Here is a 20,802-nt window from a genome sequence, read left to right as displayed (position 1 = left end):
AAGGGTTTAGGGGCGTGAGCCATGAGCGGACCCATCACGATCGTTACCGGCGTCGCCGGTTTTCTGGGCAGCGCGGTGGCGCGGGTGCTGGCGGCGCAGGGGCGAGCGGTGCGCGGCGTGGTGCGCGGCTCCTCCTCGCGGGTCAATCTGGCCGATTTCCCCGGCGAAATCGTCGAGGCCGACCTGCGCGACGAGGGCGCGGTGCGCGAGGCGATGCGCGGCGGGGTCGAATTGTTCCATGTCGCGGCCGACTATCGCCTCTGGGCGCGCGATCCGGGCGAGATCTTGCGCAATAACGAACAGATGACCCGCGCGGTCATGCGGGCCGCCCTCGCGGAGGGCATCGGGCGGGTGGTCTACACCTCGTCCGTTGCCACTTTGAAACCGCTGGACGGCGGCGTGGCCGATGAAACCCGGCCCGCCAGTGTCGCCGAAGCGGTCGGCGTTTACAAACAATCCAAAGTCGTGGCCGAAAGGCTGGTCGAGGATATGGTGGCGCGTGATGGCCTGCCCGCGATCATTGTCCAGCCATCGACCCCCATCGGCCCGCGCGATGTCAAACCCACGCCCACGGGCCGCATCCTTGTCGAATGCGCGCATGGGCGGATGCCCGCCTATGTCGAGACGGGCCTCAACCTTGTCCATGTCGAGGATGTGGCGCGCGGCCATCTGCTGGCGGCGGAGCGGGGGCAGATCGGGCGGCGCTATATTCTTGGCGGTCAGGATGTGACGCTGGGGGCGATGCTGGCGGAAATCTGCGCGGCTGTGGGCAGGAAGCCACCGCGTGTGAAACTGCCGGTGGCGCCTCTGTTTCCGCTGGCGGTGGGGGCCGAATTGTGGGGGCGGATGACGGGGGTTGAGCCTTTCGTCACCGTGGATGCGCTGAAAATGGCGCGGCATCACATGTATTTCTCCAGCGCGCGGGCGCAGGCCGAACTGGGCTATACCGCGCGGCCATGGCAGGAGGCGGTGCGTGATGCGCTGGGCTGGTTTGCCGCCGAAGGGATGATTCCGGCCTCCGCCGAAGGGGGGATGATTCCATGATCTGGGTCGCCGCGCTGGTGCTGGCGATCTGGCTGGGTCTGGTGGCCACGGGCTTCTGGACCTGCCGCGAGGCGGATGACAACGCCCCCTTTGCTGCGCCTGATGTCTGGCCCGAGGTGGTCGCCGTGGTGCCTGCGCGCAATGAGGCCGATGTGATCACCCGCTCCATCGGCAGCCTGCTGGCTCAGGATTATGCCGGGTCTTTCCGCGTGGTGCTGGTCGATGATAATTCCGAGGACGGCACCGGCGATCTGGCCCGTGCCTTGGGTTCTGATCGCCTGACCGTGCTGCGCGGCGCGCCCTTGGCGGCGGGCTGGACCGGCAAGCTCTGGGCCGTCCATCAGGGGATCATCGAGGCCGGAAGCCCTCGTTACCTATGGCTGACCGATGCGGATATCGAGCATGCGCCCGATACGCTGACGCGCCTTGTCGGCATCGCCCATGGAGGAAACCGGCGGCTGGTGTCCTTCATGGCGCTGCTGTCTTGCCGGACATGGGCGGAAAAATGGCTGGTGCCCGCCTTCATCTGGTTCTTCATGATGCTCTATCCGTTCAACTGGATCAATCGGCCCAAAAGCCCGATTGCGGGGGCTGCGGGCGGCTGCGTCCTGGTCGAGCGCGAGGCGCTGGCGGCGGCAGGCGGGATCGGCGCGATGCGCGGGGCGCTGATTGATGATTGCACGCTGGGGGCGCTCATCAAGAAGCAGGGGCCGATCTGGCTGGGCCTGACCCGGCGCAGCGTCTCGATCCGGCCCTATCATGACTGGCGCGAGATCGGCATGATGATCGCCCGCAGCGCCTATGCGCAATTGCGCTATAATCCGCTGATGCTGGTGGGCACGGTGCTGGGCCTTGCGCTGATGTTTGGCGCGCCGCTGTGGCTGGCGCTGTCGGGCCACGGCTCGGTTCAGGTGATGGGCCTGATCGCGCTGGGGCTGATGCTGGGGTCTTATCAGCCGATTCTGGCCTTTTACGGCCGCGCGCCGATGCGCGCTCTGGCTCTGCCCTTGGTCGCGCTGTTCTATGTTTCATGCACAATCTATTCAGCTTGGGCCTATTACCGGGGCAAGGGCGGCATGTGGAAAGGCCGCGCACAGGCATTGGATGTTTCGGGGAACGTTTCGGGGGTATGACAGAAACCATCCTGACCACCGCCGATCTGCAAAGCGGCAAGGATCACACGGGCGAGAACTTTCCCGTGGCCAGTTTTCTGGTGCGCCCCGATTGCCGCGCGCCGGTCATGGCCTATTACCGCTTTGCCCGCGCGGCCGATGATATTGCCGATCATCCCACCGCCGGCGCGGCCGAAAAGCTGCGCCTGCTGGGCCTGATGCGCGCCGGGCTGGAAGGGGGAGAGGCCGGGATCGGCGATCCTCTGGCGCAGGCCTTGGGCACGGTCTGCCGCGAGCGGGGCATCAGCCTTGCCCATGCCCATGACCTGCTGACCGCCTTTGAGCGCGACTGCACCGTGGACCGCTATGAGGATTGGGCGGGGCTGATCGACTATTGCCGCTATTCGGCCATGCCGGTGGGGCGCTTCGTGCTCGATTGCCACGGCGAGGACCGCGCCCTCTGGCCGATGAACGATTCGCTCTGCGCCGCCTTGCAGATCATCAACCACCTGCAGGATTGCGCCAAGGATTACCGCGCGATCGACCGGGTCTATATCCCGATGGATTCGCTGCGCGCGGCGGGCGTCGGGGTGGAGGCTCTGGCCGAGAAACGCGCCAATCCGGCGCTGCGTGGGGTCATCACCGATCTGACGCTGCGCACGCAGGGCCTGCTGCGGGCCAGCGCGCCCTTTGCCGATGCGATCCGCGACTGGCGGCTGGCCGCCGAGGTGGCCGTGATCCAGCGGCTTGCCGAGGACCTGTGCGAGGTGCTGCTGGCGCGCGATCCGCTCAGCGAGAAGGTCCATCACACCAAGGCGCGCGCGCTCACCCTTGCGCTTCGTGCTGCAATGCGGCAGGCGGGCCGCCGTATCCTGCCGGGCAGACGATCATGACCGCAACCACCCTATCGCCCAATCCCTCCCCGATGCCTGAGGCTCTGCGCGCCAAGGTCGCGGGCAGCAGCTTTTATGCAGGCATGCGCATCCTGCCGCGCGCCGAGCGCGAGGCGATGTTTGCCATCTATGGCTTTTGCCGCATCGTCGATGACATTGCCGACGACCAGCAGGCCCCCCGCCCGGAGCGCGGCGCGATGCTGGCCGACTGGCGGCGCTGGATCGGCGCGCTCTATCGCGGAGGGGACACCGGACAGGCCGCTTTCCTGGCCCCGGCGGTGCGCAATTTCGCCTTGGAAGAGGCCGATTTCCTCGCCGTGATCGAGGGGATGCAGATGGATGTCGATGCCGATATCCAATGGCCCACCTTTGCCGTCCTCGACCATTATTGCGATTGCGTGGCCAGCGCGGTGGGGCGTCTGTCGGTCAATATCTTTGGCATGAACCGGGCTGAGGGCGTCCATCTGGCGCATCATCTGGGCCGGGCGCTGCAATTCACCAATATCCTGCGCGATCTGGACGAAGACGCCGAAATCGCGCGCGTCTATCTGCCCATCGAGGCGCTGACCCATGCGGGCATCCATCCCACTAGCCCGCAAGCGCTGATGGCCGATCCCGGCATGGACAGCGCCGCACGCTGGCTGGCCGCGCGGGCCGAGGCGCATTTCGCGGCCGCCGGGGCCTGCCTTGCCGCGCGCCCCAAGGGCCGCCTGATCGCCCCGCGCCTGATGGAGGAAGCCTATGCGCTGGTCCTGCGCCGAATGCTGGCCCAAGGCTGGCACGCGCCGCGCCGCCGCGTCAGCACGTCCAAGCCGCGCCTGCTCTTCTCGCTGATCCGCCATCTGGTGATGGGATAAATGGCTTTCGTCCGCGCAGAGGTGGTTGGGGCCGGGATGGCCGGGCTGGCGGCGGCGGTGGAATTGACCGCGGCCGGTCTGCCGGTGTCCCTGTCCGAGGCCGGGCCGCGGGCGGGCGGGCGCTGCCGCTCCTATTTCGACCCGTCGCTGGGTCTGACCATCGACAATGGCAACCATCTGGTGCTGGCGGGCAATCCGGCGGTGGCGCATTTCCGCGCGACGGTGGGGGCCGATGCGCCTCTGGCCGGGCCGCCGCATGCCACCTTCGCCTTTGCCGATATGGCGACGGGCGAGCGTTGGACCTTGCGGATCAATGACGGGCCGGTGCCATGGTGGGTGTTGGTCCCCTCGCGCCGGGTGCCGGGGTCGCGTCTGGCCGATTATCTGCCGTTGGGGCGGTTGCTCAAGGGGCGGGCGGATCAGACCATCGGCGATCTGGTAAGGCCGCAGGGGCCGGTGTGGGAGCGGATGCTGCATCCGGTCCTGCTGGCCGCATTGAACACCGATCCGGCGGCGTCCTCTGCTGCGCTTTGCGCCAATGTGCTGGCCGAAACGCTGGCCAAGGGCGGGCGGGCCAGCGCGCCTCGCGTGGCGGTGCCAACGCTGGCGGCGGCCTTTATTGATCCGGCGGTGGGCTGGCTGGAGGCGCAGGGCGTGGCTTTGCAGACCGGGCGGCGTTTGCGCGGCATCCGGTTTGAGGGCGATGGCGTGTCGGCGCTGGAATGGGCCGACGGGGCGCAGGCGATCGGCGCGGATGAGGCGGTGGTGCTGGCCGTGCCCGCTTGGGTGGCGGCCGCGCTGGTGCCTGATCTGACCGTGCCGGACGATCACCGCTCGATCCTCAACGCGCATTTCGCTTGTGTGCCGCCGCCGGGCGCGCCGGAAATGCTGGGGCTGACCAATGCCACCAGCGAATGGATCTTTACCCATCCCGACCGGATTTCCGTAACCATTTCTGGCGCGGATCGCCTGATGGACGAGGACCGCGAGGCTCTGGCCGCGATGATCTGGGCCGAGGTGGCGCAGGCTCTGGGGATCACCGCGCCGATGCCGCGCTGGCAGATCGTCAAGGAAAAGCGCGCCACCTTTGCCGCCACGCCCGAGCAGGATGCGCGGCGCCCGCATACGAATACCCGCTGGCGCAACCTGTTTCTGGCCGGAGATTGGGTGCAAAACGGACTGCCCGCGACCATCGAGGGGGCGATCCGCTCCGGCGACAGCGCGGCCCGGCTGGTTCTGGGCCAGCCTTTGAAATATGGAAAAGGACAATGAGCAAAGCTGCCCCTGATCGCGCCCTGCTGGACGCCACCATCGGCCGCGCCGCCCACGCCCTGCTGGCCGAGCAGCGCGAGGATGGCCATTGGGTTTATGAACTGGAGGCTGATGCCACCATTCCGTCCGAATATGTCCTGCTGCGTCATTTCCTTGGCGAGCCGGTGGATGAGGAGTTGGAAGGCAAGATCGGCCGCTATCTGCGCCGGATTCAGTCGGAGGTCCATGATGGCTGGCCGCTCTATCACGAGGGCGGGTTTGATATTTCGGCCACAGTGAAGGCCTATTACGCGCTGAAGATGATCGGCGATGATGTCGATGCGCCGCATATGGCCCGCGCCCGCGCCGCGATCCTGAAGGCAGGCGGGGCCGAGGCGGTCAATGTCTTTACCCGTATCCAACTGGCGCTGTTCGGCGCCGGGCCGTGGGATGCGGTGCCCACCATTCCGCCCGAGCTGATCCTCGCGCCGCGCTGGTTTCCGGTCCATCTGCTGAAAATGAGCTATTGGGCGCGCACCGTGGTGGTGCCGCTTTTGGTGCTTTGCGCGTTGAAGCCTGTCGCGCGGAACCCGAAACAGGTGTTCGTGCCCGAACTCTACACCGGCGTGCCGCGCAAGCTGACCAGCCAGGCAGACCATGTGCATGCCCTTTGGAAGAACGGGTTTGAGGCGCTGGATTGGGGCCTGAAACGGTTCGAGGGGCGTTGGCCCAAGGCGATGCGCGCGCGCGCGATCCGCCTGTGCGAGGAATGGGTGATCGAGCGCCTCAACGGCGTTGATGGTCTTGGCGCGATCTATCCGGCCATGGCCAACAGTGTGATGATGTTCGACGTGCTGGGCTATGCGCCCGACCATCCGCATCGCGCCATTGCCCGCGAATCGGTCGAGCGGCTGTTGGTGGTCAAAGAGGACGAGGCTTATTGCCAGCCCTGCGTCAGCCCGGTCTGGGATACGGCTCTGGCCGCCCATGCCATGCTGGAGGTGGGCAGCGAGGAGGCGATTGCCGGGGCCGACCGCGCGCTCGACTGGCTGGGGCCGCGCCAGATCCTCGATACGGCGGGCGATTGGGTCGAACAGCGCTATGTCCGGCCCGGCGGCTGGGCGTTTCAGTATAATAACGATCACTATCCCGATCTGGACGACACCGCCGTGGTGGTGATGGCGATGGATCGCGCCTCGGCCTTTCGCGGCGACAAGGACAAGGACGCCATCGCACGCGGGGTGGAGTGGACCGTGGGCCTGCAATCGAAGGATGGCGGATTTGCCGCTTTCGATGCGGATAATGACAAGCTCTATCTGAACAACTTGCCCTTTGCCGATCATGGCGCCTTGCTGGACCCGCCGACGGCCGATGTTTCGGCGCGTGTCGTTTCGATGCTGGCCCAGATGGGCGAGCCGATCGACAGCCCGCGCATGAAGGCCGCGCTGGGCTGGCTGGAGAAAGAGCAGGAGAAGGAAGGCAGTTGGTTTGGCCGCTGGGGGGTCAACCATGTCTATGGAACCTGGTCGGTGCTGTGCGCCTTGGGCCGGGCAGGGATCGGGCGCGACCATCCGATGGTGGCGCGCGCGGTCGAATGGTTGAAATCGGTGCAGAATGTGGATGGCGGCTGGGGCGAAAGCTGCGATTCCTATGCGCTGGACCGCAAGGGCCATGAAACTTTCGCTTCGAACGCCAGCCAGACCGCATGGGCCACGCTCGGCCTGATGGCGGTGGGCGAGGCAAAAAGCGAGGCCGTCGCGCGCGGGATCGCGTGGCTGATCGCCAATCAGGCCGGGGACGGTCTCTGGGGGCAGGAGCATTATACGGGCGGGGGTTTCCCGCGAGTCTTTTACCTGCGTTATCATGGCTATCCGCGCTATTTCCCGCTTTGGGCGCTGGCGCGGTATCGCAATATGGCGCAGGCCAATGTGGAGCAAGCCCAGTGGGGAATGTGAACGGCAAGCCGGTGATCGTGGTGACAGGCACGCTGCGCGAGGCGGCGGTGCTTGATCAGCATCAGGTCGAGGTGATCGCGGGGGGCAACGACCCCGAACGCCTGCGCGAAGAGTTGATGGAACGCGCCAAGAATGCCTGCGCCCTGCTCAGCTATGGCATGTGCGGGGCGGTTGATCATACGCTCAAACTGGGCACGATGGTGATCGGCAAAAGGCTGACCGGCGCGTTCCATGCCAAATGTGATGAACGCTGGGTGGCCGCGCTTCAGGCCTTGCTGCCTCAGGCACGGGTGGGCACGGTGCATGCCGATGGCCATCTGCTGACCGATTCGCATGACAAGGCCGAGCGTGCATGGGCCAGTGCGGCCATTGCGGCGGATATGGAAAGCCATATCGTGGCCGAGGTGGCGGCGCATATGAACCTGCCCTTTGGCATTTTGCGCTGCATTTCCGATATTGCCGAGGTGGAATTGCCGCCCGCGGTCAATGTGATGATGGGGCCCAATGGCGAGCTGGCGCTGGGGGCGGTGATGAAATCGATCCGCCAGCAGCCGGGACAACTGGGCTCGCTGACCAAGACGATCATGGGCTTTGCCAAGGCCTATCGCTCGCTGATCAAGGGGTCGAAACAGGCCGGGCCTTATCTTGGCTTTGATTTGCGCTAGGGCGTTGGCGCCGGACAATAAAAAGGCGGGGTGGATGCCCCGCCTTTGTTGTTGTCCGGCGCCGAAAGTGATCAGGCCGCACGGGTGGCGCGGGCATATCCTTCGGGATCGGCAATCTTGATCTTTTCCAATTCCTGCTCAACCTGCGTGGCGTGAACGTCCACGGCCTTGCGGGCGTTGGACAGGTCGATGTCGGGCGCCATCGGACCTTCGGTGCGGATGCCCTGCATGCCCACCTTGATGAATTCCCACGGGCGGGTCAGGCCTTCCTTGGCCGCCGTGCCTTCAAACCCGCAATGGACCATGCAGTTCGAGCATTTCTCGTACTTGCCAACACCATACTGATCCCAGTCGGTGCCTTCCATCAGCTCGGCAAAGGTTTCGACATAGCCTTCGCCCACCAGATAGCAGGGCTTTTGCCAGCCAAACACCGTGCGCAGCGGCATCGACCAGGGCGTGCATTCATACGAACGGTTGCCAGCAAGGAAATCGAGGAACAGCGGCGAATTGGTGAACTTCCACGCTTTCCCGCCATTGCCCTTGCGCAGCAGATCGCGGAACAGGTTCTTGGTCTTTTCGCGGTTCAGGAAATGCTCCTGATCGGCGGCGCGCTCATAGGCATAGCCGGGCGAAATCGTCACCTCGACATCGAGCGACGCCATCAGGTCAAGGAACTTGGCCAGCTGGTCGGGCTTGGCATCGTTGAACACGGTGCAGTTGACCTGAACGCGGAAGCCCTTCGACTTGGCCAGATGGATCGCCTCGAGCGCGACGTCATAGGTGCCTTCCTGATCGACGGCCTTGTCATGCATGGCCTTGTCGCCGTCCAGATGGATCGACCAGGTGAAATAGGACGAGGGCTTGTAGTCGTTGATCTTCTTTTTCAGCAGCAGCGCGTTGGTGCAAAGGATCACGAATTTCTTGCGCGCGATATAGCCTTCGACAATCTTGGGCATATCCCGGTGCAGCAGCGGTTCGCCGCCCGCGATCGACACGGCGGGGGCGCCCGATTCCTCGATCGCGGCCATACATTCCTCCACCGACAGGCGGCGGTTGAGGATCGCGTCGGGATAATCGATCTTGCCGCAGCCCGGGCAGGCCAGATTGCAGCGCAGCAGCGGCTCGAGCATCAGCACGAGCGGATATTTGCCGCCCTTGATCTGGCTGGAAATGGCGTGACCAGCAATGCGAAGGGCGGGGCCAAGGGGAAGGGACAAGGGGGCTTACTCCAAACAGGGCATTACGCGCGGGCACGGGCGGCTTCGCCCGCCCGGCGCAAGGCCGCAGGCAGGCTGAACGACACGTTTTCGCGGGTGCCGTCAAGCTCTGAGACGGTTATTTTTCGCGTAAGGGCGATTGCGGCAATCACATCCTCGACCAGTTCCTCGGGCGCGCTGGCACCGGCGGTGATGCCAAGGCGTTCGACCCCGTCCAGCCATTGCGGATCCAGATCGCCCGCATCGCCCACCAGCCATGCCGGTTTGCCCAGCGAAAGCGCGACATCGCGCAGCCGGTTCGAATTGCTGGAATTGGCCGCGCCCACCACGATCAGCGCATCGCATTCCTCCACCAACGCGCGCACGGCATTCTGGCGGTTCTGCGTGGCATAGCAGATGTCGGACACGTCGGGTCCTGCCACATCGTCAAAGCGATCATGCAGCGCGGCAATCACGCCGCGCGTGTCATCGACCGACAGCGTGGTCTGCGTGACATAGGCAATCGAGGAATCCGTGCCCAGCGGCAGCGCGGCCACATCCTCGGGCGTGGCCACCAGATGGACCGGCGCCGGGATCTGGCCCAGCGTGCCCACCACCTCGGGGTGGCCCGCATGGCCGATCAGCACGACCTCGCGCCCTTCGCGGGCAAAGCGGCCGCCGTGCAGATGCACCTTGGTCACCAGCGGGCAGGTGGCGTCATAGACCGGCAATCCGCGCTGTTCGGCCTCCTGTTCGACGGTTTGCGGCACGCCATGGGCGGAAAACACCGTGACCGCGCCGGGGGGCACCTCGTCGAGCTCTTCGACAAAAATTGCGCCCATGGCGCGCAACCTGTTCACGACATGCGCGTTATGAACAATCTCATGGCGGACATAAACCGGCGCGCCATGGATCTCGAGCGCGCGTTCCACGATGCGGATCGCGCGCACCACGCCCGCGCAAAAGCCGCGCGGCGAGGCGAGTTTGATGGATAAGGGGGCGGCCAGCAGCCGAGCGGGGGAACTCTCTGTCGGTGTCAAACGGTATATCCCTTTTGAACCTGTGCCCTTGGGGGGAAATAGGGCAGGGCGCGCATAAGCACGGTGTGCATTGTAACCGCTTCTGTTGGCAGAGAAAAGATTGCGCCAGCCTGAACCGCGCCTTCATTGCGCGCTCATGCCACTTGTTTTACGTATTGCTCTGGCTCAAGGACGCGCAACAGCCCGCTGCGGCATGCCGCGCGCCACGGCGCGAGCCCATTTGGTCCGATGTTCTGGTTTGGAGTGAGCATGACAAGTCAATCGGGATTCGCATCGCTGCGGGGCGCTGTGGCGCTGGCCTTGCTGGCGCCGGCGGCGGCTTTGGCCGTGCCGGGCGTGGCCATGGCGCAGGCGGGCGATCCGGCGGCCCAGACGGTCGAGGCGCTTAACGCGGGCCTCATCGCCACGATGAAGGCGCAGGGCGGACAGGCCGCGCGCGCCCGCGTGATCGGCCCTGTGGTGGACCGCGCCTTTGACATTCCCGCGATGGCCCGCCTTTCGGTCGGCCCGCCATGGACCACCTTTTCCCCGCTGGAGCAGGCCAATGTCATTGGCGCCTTTCGCGCGATGACGGTGGCGCAATATGCCGCCAATTTCGACAGCTATTCGGGCGAGAAGCTGAGCCTTGTGGGTGCGGTGGAAACGCGCGGCACGGACAAATTGGTGCGCACGCAATTGACCGGCCCCGGCACCAATGAATCGCTCAACTATCGCCTGCGCGAAAGCGGCGGGCAGTGGAAAATCATCGACGTCTTCTATCGCAACGCGATCAGCCAGATCGCCACGCGCCGCTCCGATTTTGCGGGCGTGATCGCCAAGGGCGGGCCGGGGGCGCTGGTGGCCCACCTTAACCGATTGGCCGCCAATCCGAAATAAGTGCGGCGCCGACACGAAAAGCCCCGGTGCGGTAATCCGCGCCGGGGCTTTTCGTTTGGACCCAGATGGGGTCGGAAATGGCGCGCTTAAAAATAGCGCAGGGCCAGACGGATGACCTGCGCCTTGGCCTCATGGCTGAACACCGCGTCGCGCCATTTGGGCGGGCTGAACACGATCTTGGCATCGCGTGAAAAGCCCACGCCTTCCTTGGGGATGCCCAGAAAGTTCCGGTCGACCTTCTTGTTGCCGTTCTCGTCCTGAAACACCTGCGCCGCCCATTCGCCGGGAGGCACATTGGCAAAGGTTACGCTGGTCGTGCCCTTTTGCGCGGGGGCGGACGCCTCCAGCGCGCAATCGTCCTTCAAAAAGCTCTTTTGCGGGCAGAGTGCGACATGCACCCGGCCCGCATTCGAGCGGACATTGTCCACCACCACCGTCAATGGCGCGCCGACAGGCCCGCCGCCATGGGCCGCGCCTGCATCGATTTCAGCACCGGCCAGCGCAACAGCGATCAGGGCAAGGCTCAAGCGCGGACCTCGCCCACGATATCGGCGCTCACGATTTCCGCATCGTTCCAGCGCAGCGCCTTGAGCACCGTTTCCACGATATGCGGCGCATTCAGCCCCGCCGTGTCATACTGCTTGTCGGGCGCATCATGGTCCTGGAACACATCGGGCAGACGCATCGTGCGGATCTTCAGCCCGCCATCGGTCAGCCCCTCGTCGCTGGCCAGTGTCAGCACATGCGAGCCAAGGCCGCCGATCGCGCCTTCCTCGATGGTGACGACCACCTCATGCGTGGTGGCCAGACGGCGGATCAGTTCCTCGTCCAGCGGTTTGGCAAAGCGCAGGTCGGCCACGGTCGTGGGCAGGCCCTTGGCCTCCAGCACCTCGGCGGCCTTGACCGCCTCGGCCAGACGCGTGCCCAGCGAGAGGATGGCGATCTTGCCGGCGCCGCCGCGCACGATACGCCCCTTGCCGATCTCCAGCTTCTGCGGAACTGCGGGCATCTCCACGCCCGTGCCATTGCCGCGCGGATAGCGGAAGGCAATCGGCCCGCTGTCATGACAGGCCGCCGTATAGGTCATGTGGACCAGTTCGGCCTCGTCGGCCGCCGCCATCACCACGAAATTGGGCAAGGATGCCAGATAGGTGATGTCAAACGTGCCCGCATGGGTCGCGCCGTCGGCGCCCACAAGCCCTGCACGGTCAATCGCGAAACGCACCGGCAGGTTCTGGATCGCCACGTCATGCACGACCTGATCATAGGCGCGTTGCAGGAAGGTGGAATAGATCGCGCAGAACGGACGCATTCCCTGCGCGGCCAAACCGGCGGCAAAGGTCACGGCATGCTGTTCGGCAATGCCCACGTCAAAGCTGCGGTCCGGGTGCGCCTTGGCGAATTTGTCGACGCCGGTGCCCGACGGCATGGCGGCGGTGATCGCCACGATGCGCGGATCGGTGTCGGCAATCTTGGCCAGCGTTTCGCCAAACACGTTCTGATAGGCGGGCGCCTTGGCCGGGGCCTTGACCTGCTCGCCGGTGATGACGTTGAATTTCTGGACGCCGTGATACTTGTCCGCCGCCGCCTCGGCCGGGGCATAGCCCTTGCCCTTTTGCGTGACGACATGGATCAGGCACGGGCCGGCCGCCGCGTCGCGGACATTTTCCAGCACCGGGATCAACTGTTCCAGATTATGCCCGTCGATCGGACCGACATAGTAAAAGCCCAGTTCCTCGAACAGGGTGCCGCCCATCACCATGCCGCGCGCAAACTCGTCGGTCTTGCTGGCCGCGCGATGCAGCGGGGCGGGCAGATGGCGCGAGAGCTTCTTGGCCATTTCGCGCAGTTCGAGGAAGGGCCGCGAGGACACCAGCCGCGCGAGGTAAGCCGACAGCCCGCCGACTGGCGGCGCAATCGACATGTCATTGTCATTGAGGATGACGACCAGCCGGTTGCCTGCAGCTTGCGCATTGTTCATCGCCTCATAGGCCATGCCCGCGCTCATCGAGCCATCGCCGATGACGGCAATCGCCTTGCCGGGCTGATCGGACATCTTGTTGGCCATGGCAAAGCCGATGGCGGCCGAAATCGAGGTGCTGGAATGGGCCGCGCCAAAGGGATCGTATTCCGATTCGCTGCGCTTGGTAAAACCCGACAGGCCGCCCGGCTGACGCAGGGTGCGGATGCGGTCGCGCCGCCCGGTGACGATCTTGTGCGGATAGGCCTGATGGCCCACGTCCCAGATCACCTTGTCGCGCGGCGTGTCGAACACGTAATGCAGCGCCACGGTCAATTCCACCACGCCAAGCCCGGAGCCAAGATGGCCTCCGGTCTGTCCGACGGTGTGAATCATTTCCTGACGCACGTCATCGGCCAACTGGCGCAATTCGCCCATCGACAGGCCGCGCATGTCGGCAGGCACCTTCACTCGATCCAGGATCGGCGTCTTCAGTTCAGCTTCCATGGCCCAGCCTTACACGGGTTAATCGGCGCTGTCGATTGATCGCATGGTGTTCATAATGCATTTGCGCTGTGCGGTTGTTGCAAGTGGGATACGCGAAGCACACTGATCCGGGAAAAATGCGAATGTTCGCTTCCAGTCCTTGTTTTTCCTGTACGGCTCAAGGACATGCTGCTCCTGATCGGCCTGAGGCGCCTCGTTCTATCGGCCAGCTTGGCAGGATGGGGGCGGGCCAATAGGGTCGTCGGCAAAGCATATTCAAGGGGACTGAGGATGAAACTGGGCACGCAAGGGCTGCGGGCGATAATGCTGGCCGGGGCGGCGTTGATGCCGATGGCGGCGCAGGCGGCCGATGAAGACGCCGGTTCGCCGATTATCGTGACCGGCGCGGGGCTGAATGCGGCGCCCGCTGTGCCCGCCTATTCCTCGCGCGAAATCGACCGCGAGGCGCTGACCTCTTCGGCATCGGGCCGGATCGAGGATGTTTTGGCCAATGTTGCTGGTTTTCAACAGTTTCGTCGCAGCGACAGCCGTTACACCAACCCTTCGGCCCAAGGCGCGACCCTGCGCGCGCTGGGCGGCAATGCGGCGGCGCGCACGCAGGTGCTGCTCGACGGGGTGCCGATGGCCGATCCCATGTTCGGCTCTGTCCCGTGGAATGCGATCACGCCCGAACGTTTGGGTTCGGTGCGGGTGACGCGCGGGGGCGGTTCGGGGGCGTTTGGTTCGGGCGCGGTCGCCGGGACCATCGAACTGAACAGCGCCGGACGCGACACACTGGGCCTGATTTCGGCCGAGGCGCTGGCCAATGATCGCGGCGAAACCTCGCTTTCGGGCGCGGTGGCGCCGAAATTGGGCGCGGGCTTTGCCGAAGTGTCGGGCCGCTGGGACCGGGGCGACGGCTTCTGGACCACGCCGGAAAGCCAGCGCGGGAGTGCCAGCGTCAAATCGCGCTATGACAGCTGGTCGGTCAGTGCGCGCGGCGTGGCCCCGATTGCCAATAATGTCGAATTGCAGGCGCGCGCGATGGTCTTTGACGATCACCGCGTCCTGCGCTTTGCCGGGGCCACCAGCCATTCGAGCGGCGAGGATTTCTCGCTGCGCCTGGTCGGACGCGGGCCGTGGCAGTTTGACGCGCTGGCCTATATTCAGGATCGCGGCTTTTCCAATGTGACGATCTCGGCCAACACCTTTCGCCCCAGCCTTGACCAGCGGCGCACCCCGGCCACCGGCCTTGGCGGCAAGATCGAGATCCGCCCGCCGGTGGGGCCGGACCATCTGCTGCGCATCGGCGGCGACTGGCGCAGCGCCAAGGGCGATTTGAACGAGATCGCCTATAATGCCGGCACCGGCGCGGTCACGGCCTATCGCTGGGCCGGCGGGCGCAATGATGATCTGGGCTTTTATGCCGAGGATGACTGGAAACTGGGCCCGCTGACGCTGACGGGCGGGGTGCGCGCGGATCGCTGGAGCGTGAATGCGGGCTATTTCCGTCAGGCCAATGCGGCGGGCACTGTCACCATCGACAATGCCTATGCCCCGCGCAGCGATTGGGCGGTAACAGGGCGCGGCGGGGCCTTGCTCCAGATCGCGCCGGGGCTGGAACTGCGCGGATCGGCCTATACCGGGCTGCGCCAGCCCACGATCAATGAATTGTATCGCAGCTTCACGCTGGTGGCTTCGGGCATTTCGACCGTGACCAATGCCAACCCGGCACTGGGCAATGAAATGATGCAGGGCTATGAGGCGGGGGTCGATTTCTCGCCGGTCCCGGCGCTGAAACTGTCGGCCACGGCCTTTTACAACCGCGTGGCCCATGCCATCGCCAATGTCACCACGGCGCAAACCGCCACGGTGATCACCCGCGTGCGCCAGAATGTCGATGCGATCCGCGCGCGCGGCCTTGAATTTGCCGCTGCCCTCGATCTGGGCAAGGTGAGCGTGGATGGCAGCCTCGCGCTGACCGATGCGGTGGTGCGGGCCAGCGGGGCGCAAATCGGCCTGAACGGCATGCGTCCGGCCCAGACGCCCAAGATCGCGGCGAGCGCCACGCTCACGTGGAAACCGCGCGATGGCTGGCAGGCGGCGGCGGTGCTGCGCCATTTCGGATCGCAGTATGAGGATGATCTTCAGGCCTATCTGATGCCCTCGGCCACCACCATCGGCGCCTTTGTTCAGGCCCCGCTGGGCCATGGCGTCAGCTTTGTCCTGCGGGCTGAAAATCTGGCCAATGTCACCGTCATCACCCGCAATCAGGCGGGCAGCATGGATATCGGCGCGCCGCGCACGGTCTGGGCCGGATTCCGCTTTGGCTTGAAGTAAAAGGATCATGCGGGCATGGAAGGCGCCATGCCCGCCCTGACCCTCAATGGCCATCCTGTCGATCTGCGCATGGATGCGCAGACGCCCCTGTTGTGGGCCTTGCGTTGCGGCGCGAACCTGACGGGCGCGAAATATGGCTGCGGCACGGGCGAATGCGGCGCCTGCATGGTGATGGTCGACGGGCAGGCGCTGCCCTCATGCCAGATGACTTTGGCGCAGGCGCAGGGCCGCGCGATCACCACCATCGAGGGGCTGAGCCGCGACCGTTCACACCCGCTGCAACAGGCGCTGGTGGCCGAGGGGGCGATCCAATGCGGTTTCTGCACGCCGGGCATTGTCATGGCCGGGGCCGCGCTGCTGGCCGCCAATGCGGACCCCAGCGCCGAGGATATCGGCAAAGCCGTCACCAATCTTTGTCGCTGCGGGATCTATCCCCGGCTGGTCCGCGCGATCCAGCGCGCCGGGCGGGTGATGCGCGGGCTGGAAACCATTGCCGCGGCCCCCGCGCCCGGAGGCAGCGCCCGACAAGGACCGGGCAGCGCGCCGCAAACGCGCGGCGATAACGATCAAAGGAGCATCCCATGAAGGCAACCATCTGGCACAATCCGGCCTGCGGCACATCGCGCAAGACCTTGGCAATTCTGGAGGAAGCGCCCGGTGTCGAAGTGAACGTGGTGGAATATCTCAAGACCCCGCCTTCTGCTGAAAAGCTGGCCCAGCTTTATCGCGATGCGGGCATGACGCCGCAGGCGGGGCTGCGCCTGCGCGGGACGGATGCGGTCGAACGCGGATTGCCCGATGCCGATGACGCCACCGTGCTGGCCGCCATGGCCGCCGAGCCCAAGCTGATCGAGCGACCCTTGGTGGAAACCGAAAAGGGCGTGCGCCTGTGCCGCCCGCAGGATGTGGTGGCACAGATCCTTTAGAACCATATCCGTTATCGTGGATTACTGTTCCTATGGCGGGCGGTTTGCGGCAAATGATGCGCATGGCCGCTTGCCAACGGGCTTGCAGTTTTGCAAACCTTTGGGCAGAGCACGCAGGTCTAGGGTAGGGATTTGACAAGAGCATGACAACCGAACTGGCCGGACAGGCGCCGCTTGCCAAAGTGAAAAGCCGGCTGAAACGGGCGCTGGGGCCGTGGGGGGTCTTTTTTGAAGGCTTCCTGAAAAACCCTGTTATGGTCGGCTCGATCGTGCCCTCCTCGCGCTTTACCATCAACCGCGTGCTGTCCGCTGTCGATTGGGACAATACCAGGCTCTTCGTCGAATATGGGCCGGGCGTGGGCACCTTCTGCCAGCCTGTCCTCGACCGCCTGCGCCGCGACGGCACGCTGCTGGTCATCGACACTAACCCCGATTTCATCGACTATCTGACCCATACGATCACCGACAGCCGCTTTGTCGCGGTTCATGGTTCGGCGGCGGACGTTGAGGAAATCATCCGCGCCCACGGCCATGAAAAGGCCGACTTCATCATCTCGGGCCTGCCCTTTTCCACGCTGCCGCCCGGCGTCGGCCCGGCCATCGCGGCGGCCACCTACCGCGTGCTGCGCAAGGGCGGGGCTTTCCTCGTCTATCAGTTCACCCCGCGCGCGGGCGATTTTATGGCCCAGTTCTTCAAGCGGATCGACAAGGGGATCGAGTGGATCAATATCCCGCCATGCTTCCTGTTCTGGGGGTGGAAGGACGAGGATTAAGGGGTAAGCATGCCTCCGGCGGGCAAAGGGTCTTAGACCCTTTGCAATCCCTTTAATGGGGCGGCGCTTCGTTCATAGCGGAGCGCTTTTTCGTTTTTAAAGCCTGCGGCGCGGAAAAGTCCGGGCTGGTGGTTAATCCTCAACCCCCGGCTTCCGACACTTAGCGCCGCACCCGTCGCGCAACGCAGACAGTAACGGGAGCGCGAGGGTTTGGACCCTCGCATTCATCCCTTCCTAAAACCTAATTCACTCAAACGTCGCCATAATATCGTCCACGCTCGGCCCTGCCAGTTGCCGGTGGATCGCGGCCATCAGCCCGGCGATATAAAGCGTGACAATGGCGGCCAGCAGCGAGGAAACCACCGCCGGGACAATCCGCCCCGCTTCCGCCCCGCCCGCCAGCGTGCCCAGCGATCCCGCAATCGAGACCACCGCCACCATGGCCACCATCACCACAATGCCCACCAGCATCGCAAAGCCCAAAAGGCGCCAGCCATTGCCGCGCGTGATCGCCCAGGACCGCATCAGCGCGCGCACCGGATTATAGACCCGCTCCACCGCCACCACCGGCCCCACCAGCGACATGCGGATATAGGCCGCGATGGCCACGATCATCACCACGATCATGCCGCCCGCAGCCATTACCGGCTGTTTGGTCAAGGCCAGCGCGCCGACCAGCCCGCCGCCGACCATCGCGATCACCGCCGCCAGCAGGATCTGGGCCAGTACATAGGGAAACACCCCCTTTGCCCCCAGCGTCAGCGCCTGCCCGACCGTCGGGCGGCTGCGGTCGGTGAACAGCGTCAGGATGGCCAGCACGCCCACGGCCTGAAACAGGATCATCGGGATCACATAGGGCAGGGCATTGGCATAGAATTGCTCGATCGCCTGCATCGATTGCGCGGGCGAAGGCCCCTGCGCGGCGGGCGGATCGGGCATCAACAGCGCAAAGGCCAGACGCGGCAGCAGAAAGAACACCCCGGCCAGAGCCAACAGCACATCCCGATTGGCCATAATCGCCGAATGGGCCGTCCGCCAGGCCAGATTGCTGTCAAAACGCATCGGGGTACTCCTTTCGCGCCAAGCCCGGCCATATGCCCGCGGCGCATCTGACCCCTTGATAAGCGGAGCGGATTGCCCCACGCAAGAATCATGGTCATGCAAGATGCAATCAAGGCTGAGATTCTGCTCGAAAACGGCGTGGCCGTGCGGCGGGATTATGAGCCTGTGTCGTATCGCGAGGCTCTGGATTTTCAGACCGCGCGCAATAATGCGATTTATGAAGGGCTTGCCCCCGATCTCATCTGGCTGCTCGAACATCCCCCGGTCTATACGGCAGGCACCAGCGCCAAGGCGGATGACATGCTCGATCCGCGCTTCGACGTGGTCGAGGCCGGGCGCGGCGGCAAATATACCTATCACGGGCCGGGCCAGCGGATCGGCTATGTGCTGATCGACCTGAAGCAGCGCGCGCGCGATGTGCGCGGCTTTGTCCATGCTTTGGAAGGCTGGGTGATCGACACTTTGGCCGATTTCGGGGTGGAAAGCTGGCGCAGCGAGGCGGGCGTTGGCATCTGGACCCGCGATATTGATGGCTCCGAGGCCAAGATCGGCGCGATCGGCGTGCGCATCCGCCGCTGGGTGACGATGCATGGGTTTTCGGTCAATCTGAACCCGGACCTGTCGCATTTCACCGGCATCGTGCCCTGCGGGATCGCTGAAAAGGGCGTCACCTCGCTGGCGCGGCTGGGCATCAGCGTTTCGGCGCAGCAATGGGACGAGGCTCTGCTGGCCCGCGCGGATCAGTTTCTGGCCAAGCTGGGGCAGCCCTGTCCGCCGGCCGCCACCACCGAAGGGAAACAAGCATGAAGCGCGCCGCCGTCACGATCCTTGCCCTTTCGCTGGCTCTGGGCGGGTGCTGGGGCAAGAAGGCCAGCAAGGCCGATGACCAGCGCACCGCTTCGGGTCAGATCCTGCCCGGTTCGACCAGCGATGCGATGATTGCCTATGACGCGCTGACCTCGCGTGCGCCTCTGGCCCCGCGCGCGGTGGCCGCCGCGCCCAGCGCCGCGCCCACCGAAACGGCCGCGCCCGAGGAGGCCGACAGCGCCGCCGAATAAGTGCGAACCCGGCCCGCCATAGGGGGCTTGGCGGGCCGGGCAGCATTGGGCGAGAGGCTGACCATGGGGACGGAGTGTGATCCTGCTGGTCAGCATCGCTCTTACTGGCCCGGCCGAGAGGGGGGAGCCGGGGCCAGCGATCAGGCCGAATAGGGCGGAAAGCTGGTATAGCCTTCTGCGCTGTTGCCGTACCATGCCGAAGGATCGCCTCCTTCGGTCCACGGATGCCCGTGGGCGATACGGTCGGCCAGATCGGGGTTGGTGATAAAGGGCCGTCCATAGGAGATGGCATCGGCCTCGCCCTTTTCAAGAGCCGCCGCGCCCGTTTCCGCCGTGTAATCGGCATTATCGACCACCGGGCCTTTAAAGATGGTTTTGAGATGCGCAGACCGGCGCGGACCAAGCCCCGAACCGAACGTGCCGCCGGGCAGCGGATCGCGGATTTCGAGGAAGCCGATGTTCAGGTCATCCAGCACCTTGGCAGCATGGTCGAACAGGGCATAGGTGTCGCTGTCCTCGACGCCCTGAATGCCGTCATTGGGTGAGAGGCGGACCGACACGCGCCCGGCGCCCCAGACGCGGATCAGCGCCTCGGTGACTTCCTTGAGCAGGCGGGTGCGGTTTTCGATTCCGCCGCCATAGGCGTCGGTGCGGTGGTTGGTGCCGTCGCGCAGGAACTGGTCGATCAGATAGCCATTGGCGCCGTGAAGCTGGACGCCGTCGAAACCGGCCTCCTTGGCCAGGCGGGCGGCATTCTCATAATCGGCGATCAGGCGGGGGATCTCATGGGTTTCCAGCGCGCGCGCTTCGACATAGGGCGCCTTGCCCTCAAAGGTGTGCGCCTCGCCAGGGGCGGTGGTAGCGCTGGCCGAAACGGGCTGGATGCCGTGGAGTTGGGGGTGCGACACGCGGCCCATGTGCCAGAGCTGAAGGATGATGCGCCCGCCCGCGTCATGCACGGCCTGTGTCACCTGCTTCCAGCTTTCGGCCTGCTCGCGGGTCCAGATGCCTGGCGCATTGGGCCAACCGCGCCCTTCGGCGCTGATCGCGGTGGCTTCGGAAATGATCAGGCCCGCCCCGGCGCGCTGGGCGTAATATTGCGCCATCAGCGGGTTGGCGAGACCTTCGCGGTTCGACCGCGCGCGGGTCAGCGGGGCCATCAGGATGCGGTTGGGGGCGGCAATATCGCCAAGGGCGATGGACGTGAGGAGCGGGTTTGTCATGCCATGCCATGTTGTGCCGCGCCGCAGCAATTTCCAGTGCAAGCAGTTCTTTTTTGCGCGCAAGAAAGACTTGTCCGAAAATGCA

The 20,802-nt window shown here is 65.0% G+C and carries 20 protein-coding genes; 14 read left to right on the top strand and 6 right to left on the bottom strand.

Annotated elements, in window-relative coordinates; genetic code table 11:
- Positions 1-21: 21 nt before the first annotated feature.
- From hpnA to PQ457_RS14465, 7 genes are read left to right on the top strand one after another with little or no spacing between them, the layout of a single operon-like run.
- On the top strand, positions 22-1,044 hold the full coding sequence (gene hpnA / locus PQ457_RS14495; protein WP_273617503.1) for a hopanoid-associated sugar epimerase: 1,023 nt from the start codon (positions 22-24) through the stop codon (positions 1,042-1,044).
- Positions 1,041-2,177: a glycosyltransferase gene (locus PQ457_RS14490; protein WP_273617502.1), complete on the top strand. Its 1,137-nt coding sequence runs from the start codon at positions 1,041-1,043 to the stop codon at positions 2,175-2,177. The genes hpnA and PQ457_RS14490 overlap by 4 nt, the downstream gene beginning before the upstream one ends.
- Positions 2,174-3,049 carry a squalene synthase HpnC gene (gene hpnC, locus PQ457_RS14485; RefSeq protein WP_273617501.1) on the top strand — a complete coding sequence of 292 codons (876 nt, stop codon included), beginning with the start codon at positions 2,174-2,176 and terminating at the stop codon, positions 3,047-3,049. The genes PQ457_RS14490 and hpnC overlap by 4 nt, the downstream gene beginning before the upstream one ends.
- Positions 3,046-3,906 carry a presqualene diphosphate synthase HpnD gene (hpnD, locus tag PQ457_RS14480; RefSeq protein ID WP_273617500.1) on the top strand — a complete coding sequence of 287 codons (861 nt, stop codon included), beginning with the start codon at positions 3,046-3,048 and terminating at the stop codon, positions 3,904-3,906. Before hpnC ends, hpnD begins: the two co-directional genes overlap by 4 nt.
- Positions 3,907-5,178, top strand: coding sequence for a hydroxysqualene dehydroxylase HpnE (gene hpnE / locus PQ457_RS14475; RefSeq protein WP_273617499.1), 1,272 nt, complete (start codon positions 3,907-3,909; stop codon positions 5,176-5,178).
- Complete coding sequence (gene shc, locus PQ457_RS14470; protein WP_273617498.1) at positions 5,175-7,112, top strand: squalene--hopene cyclase; 1,938 nt, start codon at positions 5,175-5,177, stop codon at positions 7,110-7,112. The genes hpnE and shc overlap by 4 nt, the downstream gene beginning before the upstream one ends.
- Positions 7,100-7,777: a phosphorylase family protein gene (locus PQ457_RS14465; protein ID WP_273617497.1), complete on the top strand. Its 678-nt coding sequence runs from the start codon at positions 7,100-7,102 to the stop codon at positions 7,775-7,777. Before shc ends, PQ457_RS14465 begins: the two co-directional genes overlap by 13 nt.
- 71 nt (positions 7,778-7,848) lie before the next feature.
- On the opposite strand, the gene hpnH is transcribed toward PQ457_RS14465, so the two are convergent.
- The gene (hpnH, locus tag PQ457_RS14460) at positions 7,849-8,994 is read right to left on the bottom strand and encodes an adenosyl-hopene transferase HpnH (RefSeq protein ID WP_273617496.1); all 1,146 of its coding nucleotides are present in this window, start codon (positions 8,992-8,994) and stop codon (positions 7,849-7,851) included.
- A gap of 23 nt (positions 8,995-9,017) precedes the next feature.
- Positions 9,018-9,980 (bottom strand): 4-hydroxy-3-methylbut-2-enyl diphosphate reductase, encoded by a 963-nt coding sequence (gene ispH / locus PQ457_RS14455; protein WP_273619342.1) that lies wholly within the window; start codon positions 9,978-9,980, stop codon positions 9,018-9,020.
- 282 nt (positions 9,981-10,262) lie between these two features.
- Between ispH and PQ457_RS14450 the strand changes: the two genes are divergently transcribed.
- Positions 10,263-10,889 (top strand): ABC transporter substrate-binding protein, encoded by a 627-nt coding sequence (locus PQ457_RS14450; RefSeq protein ID WP_273617495.1) that lies wholly within the window; start codon positions 10,263-10,265, stop codon positions 10,887-10,889.
- A gap of 86 nt (positions 10,890-10,975) precedes the next feature.
- On the opposite strand, the gene PQ457_RS14445 is transcribed toward PQ457_RS14450, so the two are convergent.
- On the bottom strand, positions 10,976-11,416 hold the full coding sequence (locus PQ457_RS14445) for a DUF2141 domain-containing protein (RefSeq protein WP_273617494.1): 441 nt from the start codon (positions 11,414-11,416) through the stop codon (positions 10,976-10,978).
- Complete coding sequence (gene dxs, locus PQ457_RS14440; protein WP_273617493.1) at positions 11,413-13,356, bottom strand: 1-deoxy-D-xylulose-5-phosphate synthase; 1,944 nt, start codon at positions 13,354-13,356, stop codon at positions 11,413-11,415. Before dxs ends, PQ457_RS14445 begins: the two co-directional genes overlap by 4 nt.
- Positions 13,357-13,626: 270 nt before the next feature.
- On the opposite strand from dxs, the gene PQ457_RS14435 reads away from it, so the two are divergent.
- The 4 genes from PQ457_RS14435 to PQ457_RS14420 all read left to right on the top strand — a co-directional run bounded on the left by PQ457_RS14435 (position 13,627) and on the right by PQ457_RS14420 (position 17,374).
- The gene (locus tag PQ457_RS14435; RefSeq protein ID WP_273617492.1) at positions 13,627-15,675 is read left to right on the top strand and encodes a TonB-dependent receptor; all 2,049 of its coding nucleotides are present in this window, start codon (positions 13,627-13,629) and stop codon (positions 15,673-15,675) included.
- Between the two features lie 27 nt (positions 15,676-15,702).
- A complete protein-coding gene (locus PQ457_RS14430) occupies positions 15,703-16,260 on the top strand; it encodes a (2Fe-2S)-binding protein (protein ID WP_273617491.1) in 558 nt (185 codons plus the stop codon).
- Positions 16,257-16,601 (top strand): arsenate reductase family protein, encoded by a 345-nt coding sequence (locus PQ457_RS14425; protein ID WP_273617490.1) that lies wholly within the window; start codon positions 16,257-16,259, stop codon positions 16,599-16,601. The genes PQ457_RS14430 and PQ457_RS14425 overlap by 4 nt, the downstream gene beginning before the upstream one ends.
- A gap of 143 nt (positions 16,602-16,744) precedes the next feature.
- Complete coding sequence (locus PQ457_RS14420) at positions 16,745-17,374, top strand: class I SAM-dependent methyltransferase (protein WP_273617489.1); 630 nt, start codon at positions 16,745-16,747, stop codon at positions 17,372-17,374.
- A 246-nt stretch (positions 17,375-17,620) separates the two neighbouring features.
- On the opposite strand, the gene PQ457_RS14415 is transcribed toward PQ457_RS14420, so the two are convergent.
- A complete protein-coding gene (locus tag PQ457_RS14415) occupies positions 17,621-18,436 on the bottom strand; it encodes a DUF7847 domain-containing protein (RefSeq protein ID WP_273617488.1) in 816 nt (271 codons plus the stop codon).
- 96 nt (positions 18,437-18,532) lie between these two features.
- Between PQ457_RS14415 and lipB the strand changes: the two genes are divergently transcribed.
- Positions 18,533-19,243 carry a lipoyl(octanoyl) transferase LipB gene (gene lipB / locus PQ457_RS14410; protein ID WP_420540990.1) on the top strand — a complete coding sequence of 237 codons (711 nt, stop codon included), beginning with the start codon at positions 18,533-18,535 and terminating at the stop codon, positions 19,241-19,243.
- Positions 19,240-19,494, top strand: coding sequence for a hypothetical protein (locus PQ457_RS14405; protein ID WP_273617486.1), 255 nt, complete (start codon positions 19,240-19,242; stop codon positions 19,492-19,494). The genes lipB and PQ457_RS14405 overlap by 4 nt, the downstream gene beginning before the upstream one ends.
- A 140-nt stretch (positions 19,495-19,634) precedes the next feature.
- On the opposite strand, the gene PQ457_RS14400 is transcribed toward PQ457_RS14405, so the two are convergent.
- On the bottom strand, positions 19,635-20,717 hold the full coding sequence (locus PQ457_RS14400; RefSeq protein WP_273617485.1) for an alkene reductase: 1,083 nt from the start codon (positions 20,715-20,717) through the stop codon (positions 19,635-19,637).
- Positions 20,718-20,802: the final 85 nt, after the last annotated feature.

It is taken from the genome of Novosphingobium humi (assembly GCF_028607105.1).
GTDB lineage: Bacteria > Pseudomonadota > Alphaproteobacteria > Sphingomonadales > Sphingomonadaceae > Novosphingobium > Novosphingobium humi.
Note: the sequence above shows the minus strand (reverse complement) of the source record. Positions and strands in the feature narration are given on the sequence as shown.

What these genes read in the sequence shown, in the direction of transcription:
- hpnA (WP_273617503.1), top strand. Translation starts at nt 22, where the DNA reads ATGAGCGGACCCATCACGATCGTTACCGGCGTCGCCGGTTTTCTGGGC.
- PQ457_RS14490 (WP_273617502.1), top strand. Translation starts at nt 1,041, where the DNA reads ATGATCTGGGTCGCCGCGCTGGTGCTGGCGATCTGGCTGGGTCTGGTG.
- hpnC (WP_273617501.1), top strand. Translation starts at nt 2,174, where the DNA reads ATGACAGAAACCATCCTGACCACCGCCGATCTGCAAAGCGGCAAGGAT.
- hpnD (WP_273617500.1), top strand. Translation starts at nt 3,046, where the DNA reads ATGACCGCAACCACCCTATCGCCCAATCCCTCCCCGATGCCTGAGGCT.
- hpnE (WP_273617499.1), top strand. Translation starts at nt 3,907, where the DNA reads ATGGCTTTCGTCCGCGCAGAGGTGGTTGGGGCCGGGATGGCCGGGCTG.
- shc (WP_273617498.1), top strand. Translation starts at nt 5,175, where the DNA reads ATGAGCAAAGCTGCCCCTGATCGCGCCCTGCTGGACGCCACCATCGGC.
- PQ457_RS14450 (WP_273617495.1), top strand. Translation starts at nt 10,263, where the DNA reads ATGACAAGTCAATCGGGATTCGCATCGCTGCGGGGCGCTGTGGCGCTG.
- dxs (WP_273617493.1), bottom strand. Translation starts at nt 13,356, where the DNA reads ATGGAAGCTGAACTGAAGACGCCGATCCTGGATCGAGTGAAGGTGCCT.
- PQ457_RS14435 (WP_273617492.1), top strand. Translation starts at nt 13,627, where the DNA reads ATGAAACTGGGCACGCAAGGGCTGCGGGCGATAATGCTGGCCGGGGCG.
- PQ457_RS14430 (WP_273617491.1), top strand. Translation starts at nt 15,703, where the DNA reads ATGCCCGCCCTGACCCTCAATGGCCATCCTGTCGATCTGCGCATGGAT.
- PQ457_RS14425 (WP_273617490.1), top strand. Translation starts at nt 16,257, where the DNA reads ATGAAGGCAACCATCTGGCACAATCCGGCCTGCGGCACATCGCGCAAG.
- PQ457_RS14420 (WP_273617489.1), top strand. Translation starts at nt 16,745, where the DNA reads ATGACAACCGAACTGGCCGGACAGGCGCCGCTTGCCAAAGTGAAAAGC.
- PQ457_RS14415 (WP_273617488.1), bottom strand. Translation starts at nt 18,436, where the DNA reads ATGCGTTTTGACAGCAATCTGGCCTGGCGGACGGCCCATTCGGCGATT.
- lipB (WP_420540990.1), top strand. Translation starts at nt 18,533, where the DNA reads ATGCAAGATGCAATCAAGGCTGAGATTCTGCTCGAAAACGGCGTGGCC.
- PQ457_RS14405 (WP_273617486.1), top strand. Translation starts at nt 19,240, where the DNA reads ATGAAGCGCGCCGCCGTCACGATCCTTGCCCTTTCGCTGGCTCTGGGC.
- PQ457_RS14400 (WP_273617485.1), bottom strand. Translation starts at nt 20,717, where the DNA reads ATGACAAACCCGCTCCTCACGTCCATCGCCCTTGGCGATATTGCCGCC.